This window comes from Streptomyces sp. NPDC001941 (assembly GCF_040296945.1).
GTDB lineage: Bacteria > Actinomycetota > Actinomycetes > Streptomycetales > Streptomycetaceae > Streptomyces.
In genome coordinates, this window is sequence record NZ_JBEOYE010000057.1 from 1 (window position 1) to 14,317 (window position 14,317).

Sequence of the window (14,317 nt, forward strand, 5' to 3'; positions counted from 1 at the left end):
GGGCGGCCCGCAGGGATCTGCGGGCCGCCCCCTCCTCGTACGTCACGCGGGCGCGGGGCCGTACGGGAGGACGACTCCCGTACGGCCCCGCAGCCTTCGTGCCGTGCCGGCTACGCCGGGACGCTCGCCACGCCCGGAGCCAGGAACGGCTTGCCGTTCACGCGCTCCGAGACGCCCTCGCGGTCCAGGTACGGCGTGATGCCGCCCAGGTGGAAGGGCCAGCCCGCACCGGTGATCAGGCAGAGGTCGACGTCCTGCGCCTCGGCGACGACGCCCTCGTCCAGCATCAGGCCGATCTCCTGCGCCACCGCGTCGAGCACGCGGTCGCGCACCTGCTCCTCGGTCAGGACGGTGTCGCCCTGCTGGAGGAGCGCGGCGACCTCCGGGTCCAGCTCCGGCTTGCCGGAGTCGTAGACGTAGAAGCCGCGCTTGCCCGCCTTCACGACGGCCGCCAGGTTCGGGGAGACCGTGAAGCGGTCCGGGAAGGCCCGGTTGAGGGTCTCCGAGACGTGCAGGCCGATGGCCGGGCCGACCAGCTCGAGGAGCACCAGCGGCGACATCGGCAGGCCCAGCGGCTCGACGGCCTTCTCGGCCGTGGCGACCGGGGTGCCCTCGTCGATGACGTTCTGGATCTCGCCCATGAAGCGGGTCAGGATGCGGTTCACGACGAACGCCGGGGCGTCCTTGACCAGCACCGCGGTCTTCTTCAGCTTCTTGGCGACGCCGAACGCCGTGGCCAGCGCCGCGTCGTCGGTCTTCTCGCCGCGCACGATCTCCAGCAGCGGCAGGATCGCGACCGGGTTGAAGAAGTGGAAGCCGACGACCCGCTCGGGGTGCTTCAGCTTCGACGCCATCTCGGACACCGAGAGCGAGGAGGTGTTGGTGGCGAGGATCGCGTGCGCCGGGGCGACCGCCTCGACCTCGGCGAACACCTGCTGCTTGACGCCGATCTCCTCGAAGACGGCCTCGATGATGAAGTCGGCGTCGGAGAAGCCCTCGGCCTTGTCGAGGACGCCGGAGACCAGGGCCTTGAGGCGGTTGGCCTTGTCCTGGTTGACGCGGCCCTTGGCGAGCAGCTTCTCGATCTCGGCGTGCACGTAGCCCACGCCCTTGTCCACGCGCTCCTGGTCGATGTCGGTCAGCACGACCGGCACCTCGAGGCGGCGCAGGAACAGCAGGGCCAGCTGCGAGGCCATCAGGCCCGCGCCGACCACGCCGACCTTGGTGACCGGGCGCGCCAGGTTCTTGTCCGGGGCGCCGGCCGGGCGCTTGGCGCGCTTCTGCACCAGGTTGAAGGCGTAGATGCCGGAGCGCAGTTCGCCGCCCATGATCAGATCGGCGAGCGCGGTGTCCTCGGCGTCGAAGCCCTTCTGCAGGTCGCCGTCCTTGGCCGCGGCGATGATGTCCAGGGCGCGGTAGGCGGCCGGGGCCGCGCCGTGCACCTTGGAGTCCGCGACGAAGCGGCCCTTGGCGACGGCCTGGTCCCAGGCCTCGCCGCGGTCCACCTCGGGGCGCTCGACGGTGACGTCGCCGTTGAGGACCTTCGCGGTCCACAGCAGCGACTGCTCCAGGAAGTCCGCGCCCTCGAAGAGCGCGTCGGCGATGCCGAGCTCGAACACCTGGGCGCCCTTGAGCTGGCGGTTCTGGTTGAGCGAGTTCTCGATGATGACCTGGACGGCCTTCTCGGCGCCGATCAGGTTGGGCAGCACGGTGCAGCCGCCCCAGCCCGGTACCAGGCCGAGGAAGACCTCGGGCAGCGAGAAGGCGGGCAGCGCCTTGGAGACGGTGCGGTACGAGCAGTGCAGGCCGACCTCGACGCCGCCGCCCATCGCCGCGCCGTTGTAGTACGCGAAGGTGGGCACCGCGAGCGCGGAGAGGCGCTTGAAGACGTCGTGGCCGCCCTTGCCGATGGCCAGCGCGTCCTCGTGGCGGCCCAGGAGCTCCACGCCCTTGAGGTCGGCGCCGACGGCGAAGATGAACGGCTTGCCGGTGATGCCGACGCCGACGACCTTGCCGTCCGCGGCCTCCTTCTCCACCTGGTCGATCGCGGCGTTGAGGTTCGCGAGCGACTGGGGGCCGAAGGTGGTCGGCTTCGTGTGGTCGAAGCCGTTGTCCAGCGTGATCAGCGCGAACGTGCCCGCGCCGTACGGCAGGTCGAGGTGGCGGACGTGGGCGGTGGTGACGACCTCGTCCGGGAAGAGCGCGGCGGCGCCCTTCAACAGCTCGGCGGTGGTGCTCACTTGCCCTCCCAGTGGGGGTTCTCCCAGATGACCGTGGCGCCCATGCCGAAGCCGACGCACATGGTGGTGAGGCCGTAGCGGACCTCGGGCTGCTCCTCGAACTGCCGCGCCAGCTGCGTCATCAGGCGGACGCCGGACGAGGCGAGCGGGTGGCCGTAGGCGATGGCGCCGCCGTACTGGTTGACGCGCGCGTCGTCGTCGGCGATGCCGTAGTGCTCCAGGAACGCCAGCACCTGGACCGCGAAGGCCTCGTTGACCTCGAACAGACCGATGTCGCCGATGCCGAGGCCGGCCTTGGCGAGCGCCTTCTCGGTGGCCGGGATCGGGCCGTAGCCCATGACCTCCGGCTCGACGCCCGCGAAGGCGTAGGAGACGAGGCGCATCTTGACCGGGAGGTTGTTCTCCCGGGCGAACTCCTCGGAGGCGATGATCGAGGCGGTGGCGCCGTCGTTCAGGCCGGCCGCGTTGCCCGCGGTGACCCGGCCGTGCACGCGGAACGGCGTCTTGAGGTTCGCCAGGTTCTCCAGCGTGGTGCCCGGGCGCATCGGCTCGTCGGCGGTGACCAGGCCCCAGCCGGTCTCGCCGGCCTCGGGGTTGGTGCGGCGCACCGAGATCGGCACCAGGTCCTGCTGGATCTTGCCGTCGGCGTACGCCTTGGCGGCCTTCTCCTGCGAGCGCACGGCGTACTCGTCGGCGCGCTGCTTGGTGATCGTCGGGTAGCGGTCGTGCAGGTTCTCCGCCGTCATGCCCATGAACAGGGCCGACTCGTCGACCAGCTTCTCGGACACGAACCGCGGGTTGGGGTCGACGCCCTCGCCCATCGGGTGGCGGCCCATGTGCTCGACGCCGCCCGCGATGACGGCGTCGTAGGCGCCGAAGCCGATGGAGCCGGCCGCGGTGGTCACGGCGGTCAGCGCGCCGGCGCACATGCGGTCGATGGAGTAGCCCGGCACGGACTGGGGCAGGCCCGCCAGGATGCCCGCGGTGCGGCCCAGGGTCAGGCCCTGGTCGCCGATCTGCGTGGTCGCGGCGATGGCGACCTCGTCGATCTTCTTGGGGTCCAGGTCCGGGTTGCGGCGCAGCAGCTCCCGGATCGCCTTCACGACGAGGTCGTCGGCCCGGGTCTCGTGGTAGATGCCCTTCGGGCCCGCCTTGCCGAACGGGGTGCGGACGCCGTCGACGAAGACGACGTCCCTGACGGTACGAGGCACGATGGCTCTCCTCCAGGGTGCGGGATGGCACTGCTGCGAGCACGGGCGGCCGACACGGCTAAGCGCGCGCTCGGTCCCCATGCTACTTACGGGTAACCAGACTGCCCAGTCCCTACGCCGGGAGCGGCGAAGGTCACACCGCGAAACGGCCCGGAAAACCGCGAGAACCCCCGGCCACGACCGTGACCGGGGGTTCCGCGCCGGGTGTGTCACCCGGAGGTGGCGTACGAAGGTGTCGTACGGGCGTGTCGTACGGGCGTCAGGCCCGGGCCTCCAGGGCGCGGGTCAGCAGCGGGGTCACCTGCTCCACCTGCCAGGGGCGGGCGCCCAGCGCGGTCAGCGCCGCGGCCACCGCATCGGGCGTCCGCTCGGCCGGCGGCTCCCAGCACACCCGGCGCACCGAGTCCGGCGTGACCAGGTTCTCCTGGGGCAGGTTCAGCCGCTCCGCCAGCTCCGAGACCGCCGTGCGCGCGGCCGCGAGCCGGGCCGCCGCCTCGGGGTCCTTGTCCGCCCAGGCGCGCGGCGGCGGCGGGCCCTGCACCTGCTGGCCGGGCTGCGGCAGCTCCGCGTCGGACAGCGCCCTGGCCCGGTCCACGGCGGCCTGCCACTGCTCCAGCTGGCGCCGCCCCATGCGGTGCCCGAAGCCGGGCAGGGCGGTCAGCGCGTGCACGTTCGCCGGGACCGCGAGCGCGGCCTCCACGATCGCGGCGTCGCTGAGCACCTTGCCGGGGGAGACGTCGCGGCGCTGCGCCACCTTGTCGCGGGCCGTCCACAGCTCCCGTACGACCGCCATCTGACGGCGGCGGCGCACCTTGTGCATCCCGGAGGTGCGGCGCCAGGGGTCCTTGCGCGGCGGCGCGGGCGGGGCGGCGGCGATGGCGTCGAACTCCTGGTGGGCCCAGTCCAGTTTGCCCTGGCGGTCCAGCTCCTTCTCCAGCGCGTCGCGCAGGTCGACGAGGAGCTCGACGTCCAGCGCGGCGTAGCGCAGCCACGGCTCGGGCAGCGGGCGGGTGGACCAGTCCACCGCGGAGTGGCCCTTCTCCAGGGCGTAGCCGAGCACGGACTCGACCATGGCGCCCAGGCCCACGCGCGGGAAGCCCGCCAGCCGGCCGGCCAGCTCCGTGTCGAAGAGCCGGGACGGCACCATGCCTATCTCGCGCAGGCAGGGCAGGTCCTGGGTGGCGGCGTGCAGGATCCACTCGGTGTCGGCCAGCACCTCGCCCAGCGCGCTCAGGTCGGGGCAGCCGACCGGGTCGACCAGCGCCGTGCCCGCGCCGGCCCTGCGCAGCTGCACCAGGTAGGCGCGCTGGCCGTAGCGGTAGCCGGAGGCGCGCTCGGCGTCCACCGCGACGGGTCCGGTGCCGGCCGCGAACGCGGCCACGACGGAGGCGAGGGACTCCGCGTCGGCGACCACCGGCGGGATGCCCTCGCGGGGCTCCAGCAGGGGGATCGGCGCCGAAACGACGTCGTCCGGGGGAGCGCCCCCGGTGGTTCGCAGTGCTGTCTCTGCTGCGGTCTCTTGGGCGTCGGTCACATGTCAAGGGTATCTGTGAACGGCGGGGGCCCGCCGACGGAACGTTCCGTCGACGGGCCCCCGTGTTCCGTCAATCTTCTAGTGGATGATTCCCGTCCGCAGCGCGACGGCCACCATCCCGGCGCGGTCGCCCGTGCCGAGCTTGCGGGCGATGCGTGCGAGGTGGCTCTTCACGGTGAGCGCGGAGAGCCCCATCGAGACGCCGATGGCCTTGTTGGACTGGCCTTCGGCGACCAGCCGGAGCACCTCGACCTCACGGCCGGAGAGCTCGCGGTAGCCGCCCGGGTGGCTCGGGGCGCCGGGGGGACGGCGGTGCAGCCGGGCGGCCGCGGCGCCGATGGGGGCGGCGCCGGGACGGGTGGGGTGGCCGATGTTGGTACGGGTACCGGTGACGACGTAGCCCTTGACGCCTCCGGCGAGGGCGTTGCGTACCGCGCCGATGTCGTCGGCCGCCGACAGCGCCAGCCCGTTGGGCCAGCCCGCCGCGCGGGTCTCGGACAGAAGGGTCAGGCCACTGCCGTCGGGCAGGTGGACATCGGCCACGCAGATGTCGCGCGGGTTGCCGATGCGGGGACGCGCCTCCGCGACGGACGACGCCTCGATCACGTCACGCACTCCGAGGGCCCACAGGTGGCGGGTGACGGTGGAGCGGACGCGTGGGTCGGCCACGACGACCATGGCCGTCGGCTTGTTCGGGCGGTAGGCGACCAGGCTTGCGGGCTGCTCGAGGAGAACGGACACCAGGCCTCCTGGGAAGGTGCTGGACGGACCGGCTCGGGGGGAAGTAGCCGGGGCGAACCGTGCTGGACAGGTCACTGACCTCTTCGGCAGCTACCGCGTCCGCCTTTAGGGGAAGATCACGATTTGGTGAGTAACAATTCCGGCAATTCGGACACGCGATCGATCATCCTACGAGCGGGCTGATCGGCCGACGGCCATCCGGCCCCGGGATTGAGCCGATCCGGCCGCACCCGTACGGAGCCGCCGTCCGACCGTACGGCCGCCGCACCACGGCACCCGTACGGACCAACGCGGAACGGCCCGGGCTACACCTGCTGCGGCCCCCGGCGCTGCGGGAGCGACACCACGCCGCTCCCGGAGGCCTCCGGCGGCGACGGCGGCAGCCCCGCGACCTGGCACAGCAGGTCGCACCAGGCCGCCAGGTGCGCCCCGGTGTCCGGCACCCCGCCGAGGCCCTCGCGCGGTGTCCACGACGCCCTGATCTCGATCTGGGTCGCCGGACGCCGCTGGGAGAGTCCACCGAAGTAGTGAGAACCCGCGCGGGTGACGGTGCCGCTCGCCTCGCCGTACGTCAGTCCCCGTGCCTCCAGCGCCCCGGTCAGCCAGGACCAGCAGACCTCCGGCAGCAGCGGGTCCGCCGCCATCTCCGGCTCCAGCTCCGCGCGCACCAGCGTCACCAGCCGGAACGTGCCCTGCCAGGCGTCGTGCCCCGCCGGGTCGTGCAGCAGCACGAGCCGACCGTCCGCCAGATCCTCCTCGCCGTCCACCACTGCCGCCTCCAGCGCGTACGCGTGCGGCGCGAGGCGCTGCGGCGGGCGCGCCGGATCCACCTCGATCTCCGGGCGCAGCCGCGCCGCCCGCAGGGCGTCGACGGCCGACCGGAAGGCGCGCGGCACGTTGTCCCCCTGCGCGCTGCCGGTGCCGTCAGCGCCGTTGGAATGATCGGAAAAGTGTCCCTGAGCCGCAGCCATGCGGGGAAGAGTAGGCGCAACCGGGGCCGCGCGCGGGGAGGGACACCCGGGCCGGGCAAGCCGCTTTCCCGTACGTGCGAAGATTCAGGGCGTGAGTGCCAACGACAGCCCGCGCGGCCAGCAGACGAAGACGTACGAATCGGCCTTCCTCAAGGCCTGCAGGCGCGAGCCCGTGCCCCACACCCCGGTGTGGTTCATGCGGCAGGCGGGGCGCTCGCTGCCCGAGTACCTGAAGGTCCGCGAGGGCATCCCCATGCTCGAGTCGTGCATGCGGCCCGAACTGGTCACCGAGATCACCCTCCAGCCGGTCCGCCGCCACAAGGTCGACGCCGCCATCTACTTCAGCGACATCGTCGTCCCGCTCAAGGCCATCGGCATCGACCTCGACATCAAGCCCGGCGTCGGCCCCGTCGTCGCCGAGCCCATCCGCACCCGCGCCGACCTGGCCCGGCTGCGCGAGCTGACCCCCGAGGACGTCTCCTACGTCACCGAGGCCATCGGCATGCTCACCGGCGAGCTGGGCGAGACCCCGCTCATCGGCTTCGCCGGCGCCCCCTTCACCCTCGCCAGCTACCTGGTCGAGGGCGGCCCGTCGCGCAACCACGAGCACACCAAGGCCCTGATGTACGGCGACCCGCAGCTCTGGGCCGACCTGCTCGACCGCCTCGCCGACATCACCGCCGCCTTCCTCAAGGTGCAGATCGAGGCCGGCGCCTCCGCCGTCCAGCTCTTCGACTCCTGGGTCGGCGCGCTGGCCCCCGCGGACTACCGCCGCTCGGTGATGCCCGCCTCCACCAAGGTCTTCGACGCCGTCGCCTCCTACGGCGTGCCCCGCATCCACTTCGGCGTCGGCACCGGCGAACTCCTCGGCCTGATGGGCGAGGCGGGCGCGGACGTCGTCGGCGTCGACTGGCGCGTCCCGCTCGACGAGGCCGCCCGCCGCGTCGGCCCGGGCAAGGCCCTGCAGGGCAACCTCGACCCGGCCGTCCTCTTCTCCACCCCCGAGGCCGTCGCCGCCAAGACCGACGAGGTGCTGGACGCGGCGCGGGGCCTGGAGGGCCACGTCTTCAACCTGGGCCACGGCGTGCTGCCGACCACGGACCCCGACGCGCTCACCCGCCTCGTGGAGCACGTCCACACCCGCACCGCGCGCTGACGGCAGCGTCCGTACCCGGACGGCCCCCGCACCCGGCGACACCGGGGCGGGGGCCGTCCGCGTCCACCGGCCGGCCGCGCTACCAGCCCGCCTCGCGCACCTTCGACGTCGCCTTGCGGGCCGCCACCAGCACCGGGTCCCACACCGGCGAGAACGGCGGCGCGTACCCCAGGTCCAGCGCCGTCATCCGCTCCACCGTCATCCCCGCCGTCAGCGCCACCGCCGCCACGTCCACGCGCTTGGCCGCGCCGTCGCGGCCCACGATCTGCACCCCCAGCAGCCGGCCCGTGCGCCGCTCGGCCAGCATCTTCACCGTCATCGCGGCCGCCCCCGGGTAGTAGCCGGCCCGGCCGGTGGACTCGACCGTCGCCGTCACGTACCGCAGGCCCGCCTCCCGGGCGTCCCGCTCCAGCAGTCCCGTGCGCCCGATCTCCAGGTCGCACACCTTGCTGACCGCCGTGCCCACCACGCCGGGGAACGTCGCGTAGCCGCCGGCCGCGTTCGTACCGATCACCTGGCCGTGCTTGTTCGCGTGGGTGCCCAGCGGCACGTACCGCTCCCGGCCCGACACCAGGTCGAGGACCTCCACGCAGTCACCGCCCGCCCACACGTCCGTCAGCCCGCGCACCCGCATCGCCGTGTCGGTCAGCAGGCCGCCGGACGCGCCCAGCGGCAGCCCGGCGGCCCGCGCCAGCTCCGTGCGCGGCCGCACCCCGATGCCCAGGACCACCACGTCCGCCGGGAACTCCGCGTCCCCGGTCGCCACCGCCCGCACCCGCCCGTCCGCGCCGGTCAGGACCTTCGTCACCTCGGCGCCGACGACCACCTCGATGCCCATGCCCCGCATGCCCTCGCGCACCAGCCGGCCCATGTCCGGGTCGAGCGTGGACATCGGCTCCTCGCCCCGGGTCACCACGGTCACCTCGTAGCCGAGGCCGAGCAGCGCCTCGGCCATCTCCACGCCGATGTAGCCGCCGCCCACCACCACCGCCCGGCGCCCGGACGCGCTCCCCAGGCTCTCCAGCAGCGCCCGGCCGTCGTCCAGCGTGTGCACCCCGTGCACGCCCGGCGCGTCGATCCCCGGCAGCGCCGGGCGCACCGGCACCGCGCCGGTGGCCAGCACCAGCTTGTCGTAGCCGGTCCAGTACTCCCCGCCCGACTCCAGGTCGCGGGCGCGCACTCGCCGCCCCGCGACGTCCAGCTCCACCACCTCGGTGCGCATCCGCAGGTCGATCTCCCGCGCGCGGTGCTCCTCGGGCGTGCGGGCGATCAGCTTCTCGGGCCCGGCGACGTCGCCGCCCACCCAGTACGGGATGCCGCACGCCGAGTACGAGGTGTAGCCGCCCCGTTCGAAGGCCACGATCTCCAGCTCGTCGGGCCCCCGCGTCCTGCGGGCCTGCGACGCGGCGGACATGCCCGCCGCATCGCCCCCGATGACCACCAGTCGTTCTCTCATGCTCATGCGAACACGCTAAGCGGCCCGGGTGTTTCGCTCCCGCTCAGTCGTGCTCTCCCGGCGGGTTCCCCGGCGCGCCCGGCGCGCTTCCCCGAGGGTTCCCCGGCGCGCCCGGCGCGGGCCGCCGTGCCGCCACCCGGGGCCGTACCGCCCACCGCCACACCGCCCACACCAGCGCGGCCACGGCCAGCCACGGCGCGGCGGCCGCGAGGACGATCACCAGCCAGCGCAGGGCGTTCACCAGCGCGTGCCAGCCCCCGCCCAGCGCGTCCAGCACACCGGGACCGTCGTCCCCGGCGCGCGCCGGCGCGCCCTCCCGCTGGGTCAGTTCCAGCGTGATCGTCGCCAGGCCCGTCCGGTCCCGCAGCGCGGCCTGCTGGGCCAGCAGCGACTCCAGGTCCGCCTGACGGGTGCTCAACTGCCCCTCCAGGGTGACCACGTCACCGATCTCGGTGGCCCGCTCCATCAGCTTGCGCACCCGCTCCACGCTGGCCCGCTGGGTGGCGACCCGCGACTGGACGTCCACCACCTGGTCGGTGACGTCCTTGGCGTCCGCCTTGCGCGACAGCAGCCTGCCCGTGCCCGACAGCCGCGCCAGGGCCGTGTCGTACGACTCCTGGGGCACCCGCAGCACCAGGCGCGAGGTCACGTGCGAGGCGTCCAGGCGCTCCGTGGTCTCGTTCTCCACGCGCCCGCCCGCCCCCTCGGCCACCGAACGGGCCGTCGCCACCGCCCCGGTGACGTCCGCGACCTCCACCGAGAGCTCGGCGGTACGGATCACCTGCTGCGGCAGCCCCGGCTTCTTCGCCGCGCCGCCCGCCCCGCCCTTCGCGGCCCCCTCCGAGGCCGCCCCGGGAGCCGCCGCCCCCGCCGCGCCCCGGTCGTCCGCCTTCGCGGCGCCCTTGTCCGAGCCCCCCGTGCTGTCGTCCGCGCCGCCCGCCGCGCAGCCGCCCAGTGCCAGTGCGGCGGCCAGCAGCACCGCCGCCGCGCCCGTGTGTCCTCGTGCCCGCATAACCGTTCCCCCCGAGGTCGGTGACATGTGGTGCCTGTAGGACGCGGCGGCCCGCCGGGCGGGTCCCGGGCCCGGGTACCGAACCGATCACGGTCCGGACTCGTTCCGGCACCCCGGGCCCGATACGGGAGTTCCGGTGCGGTTTGAGAGAGTGGGCGCATGCACACACGCACCGGACACGTCGTCGTCATCGGGGGCGGCATCGCCGGCCTCGCCGCCGCGCACCGGCTCGTCGGCGCCGGACTGCGCGTGACCGTCCTGGAGGCCTCAGGACGGCTCGGCGGCAAGCTGCGCGCCGGGGAGATCGCCGGCGCCCCCGTCGACCTCGGCGCCGAGTCGATGCTGGCCCGCCGCCCCGAGGCCGTCGACCTCGCCCGCGCCGTCGGCCTCGGCGAGCGGCTCCAGGCCCCCGCCACCGCCACCGCGTCCGTGTGGACCCGCGGCGCCCTGCGCCCCATGCCCAAGGGCCACGTCATGGGCGTCCCCGGCGACCCCGCCGCGCTGGCCGGGCTGCTCTCCGAAGAGGGCCTCGCCCGCATCGCCCGCGAGCGCGAGCTGCCCCCCGGCGACCCCGGCGAGGACGTCGCCGTCGGCGCGTACGTCGCCGAACGCCTGGGCCGCGAGGTCGTCGACCGGCTCGTCGAACCGCTCCTCGGCGGCGTCTACGCGGGCGACGCCTACACGATCTCGATGCGCGCCGCCGTACCCCAGCTCCACGAGGCCGCCCGCACCCACGCCTCGCTCCTGGACGGCGTGCGCGACCTCCAGGAACGGGCCGCCGCCCGGCAGCAGACCGGCCCCGTCTTCATGGGCCTGGACGGCGGCGTCGGCACCCTGCCCGGCGCCGTCGCCGACGCCGTGCGCGCCGCGGGCGGCGAGATCCTCACCCGTACCCCCGTACGGGAGCTCACCCGCGCCGCCGACGGCTGGCGGGTGCGCACCGCCGAGCGCGTCATCGAGGCCGACGGCGTCGTCGTCGCCACCCCCGCCGGACCCGCCGCGCACCTGCTCGCCGCCGACGCCCCGGCCGCCGCCGCCGAACTCGGCCGCGTCGAGTACGCCTCCATGGCCCTGGTCACCCTCGCCTTCCGCCGCGAGGACACCGCAGCCCTGCCCGCCGGATCGGGCTTCCTGGTGCCGCCCGTCGACGGCCGCACCATCAAGGCGTCCACCTTCTCCGCCCAGAAGTGGGGCTGGGTCGCCGACCGCGCCCCCGGCCTGTTCCTGCTGCGCACCTCGGTGGGACGGCACGGCGAGACCGAGCAGCTCGGCCGCGACGACGCCGACCTCGTCGCCGTCTCCCTCGCCGACCTCCAGGACGCCACCGGCCTGTCCGCGCGGCCCGTCGCCACCGAGGTCACCCGCTGGGACGACGGCCTGCCGCAGTACCCCGTCGGCCACCTCGACCGCGTCACCCGCGTCCGCGACGCCGTCGGCAAGCTCCCCGGACTGCGCGTCTGCGGCGCCGCCTACGACGGCGTCGGCATCCCCGCGGTGGTCGCCAGCGCCCACCGCGCGGCCGACGAGATCATCGCCACGTCGAAAACCCCCCACCCTGGTGCGGGGCACCCTTCGTGACGGGCGAGAATGGGGGCATGAGTGCGCCCGAAAAGATTCCGAACGCCGGTAAGAAGGCGAAGGACCTCAACGAGGTCATCCGCTACACCCTGTGGTCTGTCTTCAAGCTGCGCGACGTCCTGCCCGAGGACCGGGCCGGCTGGGCCGACGAGGTCCAGGAGCTGTTCGACCAGCTCGCGGCCAAGGACGTCACCGTCCGCGGCACCTACGACGTCTCCGGCCTGCGCGCCGACGCCGACGTCATGATCTGGTGGCACGCCGAGACCTCGGACGAGCTGCAGGACGCGTACAACCTCTTCCGCCGCACCAAGCTGGGCCGCGCCCTGGAGCCGGTCTGGTCGAACATGGCGCTGCACCGCCCCGCCGAGTTCAACAAGTCGCACATTCCGGCCTTCCTGGCCGACGAGACGCCGCGCGACTACGTCAGCGTCTACCCCTTCGTGCGCTCCTACGACTGGTACCTGCTGCCCGACGAGGACCGCCGCCGCATGCTCGCCGACCACGGCAAGATGGCCCGCGGCTACCCCGACGTCCGCGCCAACACCGTCGCCTCGTTCTCGCTGGGCGACTACGAGTGGCTGCTGGCCTTCGAGGCCGACGAGCTGTACCGCATCGTCGACCTCATGCGCCACCTGCGCGCCTCCGAGGCCCGCATGCACGTGCGCGAGGAAGTCCCGTTCTACACCGGCCGCCGCAAGAGCGTCGCGGACCTGGTGGCGGGCCTGGCCTGACGGCCCAGCGACCTGGTGGCGAGCCCGACGCGGAGGTCGGACCCGCCACCCTCGACCCGGAAGATCAGACGACCGGCGGGAGCGCGGGCACTACGCCCGGCTCGACAACCGCCCGTCGCTCCAGCGACACCGGGTCCGGCTCCGGGTGCGGCGCGCACGCAGCGCGCCGCACCGGCGTCTTCCCGTGCAGCAGGTAGTCCTCCAGATAGCCGTTGACGCACGCGTTGGCGCCGCCACCGATCCCGTGGGTGCCCGCGTCCCGCTCCGTCACCAGGACCGACCCCTCGAGCCTGCGCTGCAGCTCCAGCGCCCCCTCGTACGGCGTCGCCGCGTCCCGCTCGGCCGCCAGGATCAGCGTCGTGGGCAGGGCGCCCTCCGCCGTGCGGATGTCCACCGGCCGCTGCCGGGGCGCCGGCCAGTACGCGCACGGCAGGTTCATCCACGCGTTGTCCCACGTCTCGAACGGCGCGGTCCGCGCGATCCGGGTGTTGTCCCGGTCCCACACCTTCCAGTCCGTCGGCCACGGCGCGTCGTTGCACTCCACGGCCGTGTACACCGCGTTGCCGTTCTCGTCGTCCCAGGCCGCCTCCGGCTGCGGGGACGCCTGGTCGACCAGCGGCTTGGGGTTGCCCCGCAGGTACTCCGACAGCGCCGTCGCCCGCTGCGCCCAGTAGTCGTCGTAGTAGCCCGCCTTGAGGAACGCGGCCTGCAGCTGGCCCGGTCCGACCTTGCCGCCGGCCGGCTGGTGCGCGAGCCGGGCGCGCACCCGCTCGTAGCTCTCCAGCACCTCACCGGGCGTGGCGCCCAGGTGGTAGACCTTGTCGTGCTTGGCCGTCCAGGCGCGGAAGTCCGCCCAGCGGCGCTCGAACGCCAGGTTCTGGTCCAGGTTGTTGCGGTACCAGATCTGGTCCGGGTCCGGGTTCACCGCCGAGTCGAACACCATCCGCCGCACGTGCCCCGGGAACAGCGTCGCGTACAGCGCCCCGAAGTACGTGCCGTAACTGGCGCCCATGTACGTCAGCTTCTTCTCGCCCAGCGCCGCCCGCAGCACGTCCAGGTCCCGGGCGTTGTTGAGCGAGGTGTAGTGCCGCAGCGCGGGCCCCGCGTCGCGCGCGCAGCCCTGCGCGTACGCCTTCGCCCGCGCGACGCGCTCCTTCTTGTACGACTCCGAGGGCTCCGCCGGAGCCTGGGTGGGCGCCTTCGCGAAGTCCGCCGGGTCCTGGCAGGACAGCGGCGCCGAGCGCCCCACCCCGCGCGGCGCGTAGCCCACGATGTCGTACGCCCGGGCGATCCGCTTCCACTCCGGCATCTCGGAGACCATCGGGAAGTACATCGAGGACGCCCCGGGACCACCGGGGTTGAAGACGAACGCGCCCTGCCGCTCGGCCGCCGGGCCCGACGCCCGCCGCCTGCTCACCGTCAGCTCGATGGTGCGCCCGTCCGGCTTCGCGTAGTCGAGCGGCACCTTCACCGTGCCGCACTCCACGGACGGGGGCAGCGCCTCGACCGCGGCGCACCGGCCGAAGGAGATCCCCGCGGCGCCCGCGCGCGACGCGGCCACGGCCGTGCCCCGCGTCTCCGCCGTCCTCGTGTCGAGGCTCCCGGCGGGGGCGGCGGTGAGTGCGGACAGGACCACCGAACCCAGGGTCCCGTACAGCGCTACTGCTCTCATCACGATCCCTTCGTG

General features: G+C 73.8%; 11 protein-coding genes. 3 read left to right on the top strand and 8 right to left on the bottom strand.

Features of this window, described 5'->3' with window-relative positions; translation table 11 throughout:
- Positions 1-110 precede the first annotated feature (110 nt).
- The 5 genes from ABT160_RS30705 to ABT160_RS30725 all read right to left on the bottom strand — a co-directional run bounded on the left by ABT160_RS30705 (position 111) and on the right by ABT160_RS30725 (position 6,697).
- Entirely contained in the window at positions 111-2,240 is a 2,130-nt protein-coding gene (locus ABT160_RS30705) for a 3-hydroxyacyl-CoA dehydrogenase NAD-binding domain-containing protein (RefSeq protein ID WP_351651185.1), read from the bottom strand.
- Positions 2,237-3,451, bottom strand: a complete 1,215-nt coding sequence (locus tag ABT160_RS30710; RefSeq protein WP_351651186.1) for a thiolase family protein — start codon at positions 3,449-3,451, stop codon at positions 2,237-2,239. The genes ABT160_RS30705 and ABT160_RS30710 overlap by 4 nt, the downstream gene beginning before the upstream one ends.
- Before the next feature lie 259 nt (positions 3,452-3,710).
- Positions 3,711-4,985, bottom strand: coding sequence for an HRDC domain-containing protein (locus tag ABT160_RS30715; protein WP_351651187.1), 1,275 nt, complete (start codon positions 4,983-4,985; stop codon positions 3,711-3,713).
- Between the two features lie 78 nt (positions 4,986-5,063).
- The gene (locus tag ABT160_RS30720; RefSeq protein WP_351651188.1) at positions 5,064-5,726 is read right to left on the bottom strand and encodes a LuxR C-terminal-related transcriptional regulator; all 663 of its coding nucleotides are present in this window, start codon (positions 5,724-5,726) and stop codon (positions 5,064-5,066) included.
- A 305-nt stretch (positions 5,727-6,031) separates the two neighbouring features.
- A complete protein-coding gene (locus tag ABT160_RS30725; protein WP_351651189.1) occupies positions 6,032-6,697 on the bottom strand; it encodes a DUF3000 domain-containing protein in 666 nt (221 codons plus the stop codon).
- A 91-nt stretch (positions 6,698-6,788) separates the two neighbouring features.
- On the opposite strand from ABT160_RS30725, the gene hemE reads away from it, so the two are divergent.
- Complete coding sequence (gene hemE / locus ABT160_RS30730; protein WP_351651190.1) at positions 6,789-7,853, top strand: uroporphyrinogen decarboxylase; 1,065 nt, start codon at positions 6,789-6,791, stop codon at positions 7,851-7,853.
- Between the two features lie 79 nt (positions 7,854-7,932).
- Here the strand turns inward: hemE and ABT160_RS30735 are convergent, their stop codons facing one another.
- Complete coding sequence (locus tag ABT160_RS30735) at positions 7,933-9,309, bottom strand: FAD-dependent oxidoreductase (RefSeq protein WP_351651235.1); 1,377 nt, start codon at positions 9,307-9,309, stop codon at positions 7,933-7,935.
- A gap of 43 nt (positions 9,310-9,352) precedes the next feature.
- Positions 9,353-10,321: a DUF4349 domain-containing protein gene (locus ABT160_RS30740; protein WP_351651191.1), complete on the bottom strand. Its 969-nt coding sequence runs from the start codon at positions 10,319-10,321 to the stop codon at positions 9,353-9,355.
- Positions 10,322-10,480: 159 nt separating this feature from the next.
- On the opposite strand from ABT160_RS30740, the gene hemG reads away from it, so the two are divergent.
- Together hemG and hemQ are read left to right on the top strand one after the other, a co-directional pair.
- Positions 10,481-11,899 (top strand): protoporphyrinogen oxidase, encoded by a 1,419-nt coding sequence (gene hemG / locus ABT160_RS30745; protein ID WP_351651192.1) that lies wholly within the window; start codon positions 10,481-10,483, stop codon positions 11,897-11,899.
- 17 nt (positions 11,900-11,916) lie between these two features.
- The gene (gene hemQ, locus ABT160_RS30750; RefSeq protein WP_351651193.1) at positions 11,917-12,630 is read left to right on the top strand and encodes a hydrogen peroxide-dependent heme synthase; all 714 of its coding nucleotides are present in this window, start codon (positions 11,917-11,919) and stop codon (positions 12,628-12,630) included.
- 64 nt (positions 12,631-12,694) lie between these two features.
- Here the strand turns inward: hemQ and ABT160_RS30755 are convergent, their stop codons facing one another.
- On the bottom strand, positions 12,695-14,302 hold the full coding sequence (locus ABT160_RS30755; protein ID WP_351651194.1) for an alpha/beta hydrolase: 1,608 nt from the start codon (positions 14,300-14,302) through the stop codon (positions 12,695-12,697).
- Between the last annotated feature and the right edge of the window lie 15 nt (positions 14,303-14,317).

Excerpts from the sequence above, each read along its gene's own strand:
- hemQ (WP_351651193.1), top strand. The coding sequence starts at position 11,917 with ATGAGTGCGCCCGAAAAGATTCCGAACGCCGGTAAGAAGGCGAAGGAC.
- ABT160_RS30735 (WP_351651235.1), bottom strand. The coding sequence starts at position 9,309 with ATGAGAGAACGACTGGTGGTCATCGGGGGCGATGCGGCGGGCATGTCC.
- ABT160_RS30755 (WP_351651194.1), bottom strand. The coding sequence starts at position 14,302 with ATGAGAGCAGTAGCGCTGTACGGGACCCTGGGTTCGGTGGTCCTGTCC.
- ABT160_RS30740 (WP_351651191.1), bottom strand. The coding sequence starts at position 10,321 with ATGCGGGCACGAGGACACACGGGCGCGGCGGCGGTGCTGCTGGCCGCC.
- ABT160_RS30725 (WP_351651189.1), bottom strand. The coding sequence starts at position 6,697 with ATGGCTGCGGCTCAGGGACACTTTTCCGATCATTCCAACGGCGCTGAC.
- hemG (WP_351651192.1), top strand. The coding sequence starts at position 10,481 with ATGCACACACGCACCGGACACGTCGTCGTCATCGGGGGCGGCATCGCC.